Origin of the sequence: Plectonema radiosum NIES-515 (genome assembly GCF_025753815.1) — a bacterium.
Taxonomy (GTDB): domain Bacteria; phylum Cyanobacteriota; class Cyanobacteriia; order Cyanobacteriales; family Nostocaceae; genus Hassallia; species Hassallia radiosum_A.
This window is the reverse complement of sequence record NZ_JAOWRF010000314.1, coordinates 1-1,456: the sequence shown is the minus strand read 5'-3', so window position 1 is coordinate 1,456 and position 1,456 is coordinate 1. Positions and strand designations below refer to the sequence as shown.

Sequence of the window (1,456 nt, the reverse complement as noted above, 5' to 3'; positions counted from 1 at the left end):
GAGTTAGTCCTAAGCCAGCAATAACATAGACAAGTCTAGACTATTATTGACAACTACCCTCCTATATTTTCAATCAGATTATCAACAATTTCTCTTAACCGTTCTTGCCAGTTATGTACGGATTTTAATTTATCTTTAACACCTTTTTTTACTTTAAAACCCACAGGCAATGTATCAAAAAGATCCTCATTAAAAGGTAATGCATCTAATTTAGGATTTTTCTTAAAAGTCATTGCACTTTGTTTGCACTATTAATATAGTAATATTAAATTTAACAAACATTGAAGGTCGAATCAATGCTTTTATCCATCAAAACAAAGTTAAAACTAAGTAAAACCCAAGAAGTAATTATGTGTAAACACGCAGGTATTGCCCGCTTTACCTATAACTGGGGTTTGGCTACTTGGAAAGAACTTTACTCAAATGGATTAAAGCCTAACAAATATATACTAAAAAAGTTCTTTAACAACCACGTAAAGCCTGAGTTTACATGGATAAAAGAAACAGGCATCTGTCAAAAGATAACTCAATACGCTTTCGACAATCTTGGCGATTCTTTCTCTAGATTCTTTTCGGGTAAAGGTGGTTATCCTAACTTCAAGAAGAAAGGGCACCACGATTCTTTTACTATTGATGCTGGTGGTAAACTTATTCCCGTTGGCGGTAAGTCAATAAAGCTACCTACAATCGGATGGGTAAAAACTTACGAGGGTTTACCACATACAACCTGTAAATCAATCACAATATCACGCACTGCTGATAGTTGGTTTATTGCTTTCGCTTACGAACAAGAACACGAACCAACTGTTAAGCAGCTTCTTCTTGTGGGAGTTGATTTAGGGGTCAAGGAACTGGCTACACTCTCTACGGGGGTAGTATTTCCTAATCCCAAGTATTACAAAACTAATCTAGAAAAACTCAGAAGGTTATCTAGAAAGTTTGCCAAAAAAAGCAAAGGGTCTAACAACAGATATAAAGCTAAAATCCATCTCGCTAAACATCATGCTAGGGTAGCAAATCTCAGGAAGGATACGATCCACCAAATCACTACTTTCTTATGCAAAAACCACGCCAAAATAGTAGTAGAAGATTTGAACATCTCTGGGATGTTATCTAATCATAAATTAGCGCAAGTAATCGCTGATTGTGGTTTCCATGAGTTCAAAAGGCAGTTGGAATATAAAGCGCTTAAGTTTGGTTGTGAAATAATCATTGCTAGTCGTTGGTTCCCGTCGAGCAAAACCTGTTCAAATTGCGGACATATTCAAGATATGCCCCTTAAAGAAAGAACTTACAACTGTCAAAGTTGTGGTCATTCGATGGACAGGGATTTAAACGCGGCAATTAACTTATCACGGTTGGCTTCATCGTGAAAGCTTACTGAGGGATAACCGCTCCCATGCTCCCGTTGAAGTAAGAAGTAAATGTCTAGACTTGTCTAGGATTTATATAGCAG

2 protein-coding genes are annotated in these 1,456 nt (G+C 36.7%); one reads left to right on the top strand and one right to left on the bottom strand.

Going from position 1 to position 1,456, the window contains the following annotated elements:
* Positions 1-53 precede the first annotated feature (53 nt).
* Complete coding sequence (locus tag OGM63_RS21835; protein WP_263747762.1) at positions 54-233, bottom strand: hypothetical protein; 180 nt, start codon at positions 231-233, stop codon at positions 54-56.
* Positions 234-296: 63 nt separating this feature from the next.
* Here OGM63_RS21835 and OGM63_RS21830 point away from each other — a divergent pair, with 63 nt between their 5' ends.
* Positions 297-1,373, top strand: a complete 1,077-nt coding sequence (locus OGM63_RS21830; protein ID WP_263747761.1) for an RNA-guided endonuclease InsQ/TnpB family protein — start codon at positions 297-299, stop codon at positions 1,371-1,373.
* The last annotated feature ends 83 nt before the right edge of the window (positions 1,374-1,456 follow it).